This is a genomic window from Exiguobacterium sp. UBA3968 (assembly GCF_002385115.1).
Lineage (GTDB): Bacteria > Bacillota > Bacilli > Exiguobacteriales > Exiguobacteriaceae > Exiguobacterium_A.
Window position 1 is genome coordinate 5,784 of sequence record NZ_DGCW01000010.1, and the last position, 2,686, is coordinate 8,469.

The window sequence follows — 2,686 nt, forward strand, 5'->3', positions numbered from 1 at the left end:
AATTCTGCGTGCTGTTAAAAATCGATTTGGTTCAACGAATGAGATCGGAATTTTTGAGATGCGGGAGTCTGGTCTTGAAGAGGTCTTAAATCCGTCAGAAATTTTCCTCGAAGAGCGGACATCCGGCGTATCCGGTTCAACGATCGTTGCTTCAATGGAAGGGACACGAACCGTCCTCGTCGAACTGCAAGCATTGATTTCACCGACGTCATTTGGGAATCCTAGACGGATGGCGACCGGAATCGATCAAAATAAAGTAGCGTTATTGATGGCCGTTCTTGAGAAACGATCGGGTCTTCTCTTACAAACACAAGATGCCTATCTCAAGGCAGCGGGTGGTGTGAAGCTCGATGAACCAGCGATCGACTTAGCCGTCTGTGTTGCCATTGCCTCTAGTTTCCGTGACAAACCGACGCGTCCGACGGATGTCGTGATTGGTGAGGTCGGGTTGACGGGAGAAGTTCGTCGTGTATCGCGCATTGAGCAACGTGTAGCAGAAGCAGCCAAACTTGGTTTTACACGAGCGATCATTCCGAAAAATAACTTAGGAGGCTGGACGTATCCGGACGGGATTACGGTCGTCGGTGTCGAGAGCGTGGACGAAGCATTACGCGAAACAATTCCGTTTTAAGCTGGGATGACGTAAAAAATGGGGGAACTGTAATGGATATGTAAACAGTTTCCCCTCCTTCCGGCGTAGGTAGTTCAATTCAGTACATGTTACAATGAACTTAAAATAAGCAAAGGAGGTGAGAAGATTGAAAATCGTCATACGGGTATTTTTTGCATTACTCGGACTTGCCCTTGGGATCTTGTTGCTTCCTCAGTTTTTCCAATTGATTGAAACAGCGACAAGTACGACTTTCCCGGCATGGTTGATGAGCGAATACGTAACTGGAACGATTGGTGCACTCATATTCTTATTAATTGGATTATTCATTACGGATTCGGTAATTCGACTTCTCCGATTTTTAGAAGAACGACTCGTCAAAGCCCCAGTAGCAGATCTCTTTTTTGGTACGTTTGGTTTGTTGATCGGATTAGTATTAGCATTTCTCGTCAGTACGTTAATCGACTTAGTTGGGATTCCTGTCCTCAGTAATGTCTTAACGATCTTCGTGACCGCGTTATTCGGATATCTCGGCTTTACGGTCGGGTATCGAAAACGTCATGAATTGACGAAAATCTTCTTACGTAGCAACCAAAGTGAAAAAAAGACGGCACCTGAAGTCGTCGTTCCAGCAAAGTCGAATAGTAAAGTGCTCGATACGAGCGTCATCATCGACGGACGAATCACAGATATCACGAAAACAGGCTTCGTCGAAGGGAAACTGATCGTTCCGCAATTCGTCATCGGTGAGTTGCAGTACATCGCGGATTCTTCTGATACGTTGAAACGAAACCGTGGACGCCGCGGGCTCGATGTCTTAAAAGAATTACAAGAGATCCCTGGAGTCGAGGTCGAAATTTATGATGGCGACTTCGAGGATGTACCGGAAGTCGACATCAAATTGATCAAACTTGCGGAACTCGTTAAAGGAATCGTCGTCACGAACGACTATAACTTAAACAAAGTCTGTGAAGTCCGACATGTTCCTGTCCTTAACATCAATGACCTGGCGAATGCGGTCAAACAAGTCGTCATTCCAGGAGAAGAAATGACCGTCCTTGTCATCAAGGAAGGGAAAGAACAAAAGCAAGGGATCGCCTATCTCGAAGATGGAACGATGGTCGTCGTCGAAGGTGGAAAACACCTGATTTCGAAAACGATTGGCGTCGTCGTCACGAGTGTCTTACAGACGTCAGCTGGACGAATGATTTTTGCGAAACCACAGGAAAAATGAGACACTATGCCTAGAGAGATATCGAGAGGCATTCAGATAGACCCGCAACGGATTCGATTTCATGATCGAGTCCGTTTTCGGTGTGATGGAATGGATCACGATGATCAGTGAGATAGAAAAGAGGGAATGAGATGTCTACAGCCACATATCGCGTCGTCATCCCCGCTGCCGGTGCCGGTAAGCGGATGGGCGCAGATCGTAATAAATTGATGCTTGAACTAAGAGACCGTCCAATCATCGCTTGGACACTAGATGTCTTCGAGGCGGACCCGGCATGTGCGGAAATCGTTCTTGCGATCAATCCAATGGAGAAAGACTGGTTTACGCACGTCACTTCGTCCTATGCGACAGCCATCAAACTGGTTGCGGGTGGTGCCGAACGTCAAGAAAGTGTTCTCCGTGGTCTTGAGGCATTAGAAGGCGAAGGGATCGTCCTGATTCATGATGGGGCTCGACCGTTCATTTCACAAGAAGCGATTCATGCGGTCGTCCAGGCGGCAGTGTTGGATCAAGCAGCGATTCTCGCCGTACCGATCAAAGACACCGTCAAACGGATCGAAGCGAATCACATCAGTGAGACCGTTCCGCGAGAACACTTGATGGCAGCCCAGACACCACAAGCATTTGATCTTGCAACGATTCGCACGGTTCATGAAAAAGCGGCAACAAAATACCTAGGAACCGATGATGCAAGTTTGATAGAATGGGACGGAGGAAAAGTAACGATCGTCCACGGTCACTACGAAAATATCAAGATGACGACACCGGACGATCTATGGTTCGGTGAAGCAATTCTAATGAAACGAGGGAAATGACGATGATTCGAATTGGACAAGGTTTTG

The 2,686-nt window shown here is 47.1% G+C and carries 3 protein-coding genes; all 3 read left to right on the forward strand.

The features are described 5' to 3' along the window. A partial coding sequence (locus B3S86_RS15105) for a magnesium chelatase domain-containing protein (RefSeq protein ID WP_290754261.1) occupies positions 1-631 on the forward strand: 631 nt, incomplete at its 5' end. Positions 632-758: 127 nt separating this feature from the next. Further along, entirely contained in the window at positions 759-1,844 is a 1,086-nt protein-coding gene (locus B3S86_RS15110) for a PIN/TRAM domain-containing protein (RefSeq protein WP_290754263.1), read from the forward strand. A 131-nt stretch (positions 1,845-1,975) separates the two neighbouring features. Continuing rightward, positions 1,976-2,659 carry a 2-C-methyl-D-erythritol 4-phosphate cytidylyltransferase gene (ispD, locus tag B3S86_RS15115; protein WP_035413128.1) on the forward strand — a complete coding sequence of 228 codons (684 nt, stop codon included), beginning with the start codon at positions 1,976-1,978 and terminating at the stop codon, positions 2,657-2,659. The last annotated feature ends 27 nt before the right edge of the window (positions 2,660-2,686 follow it).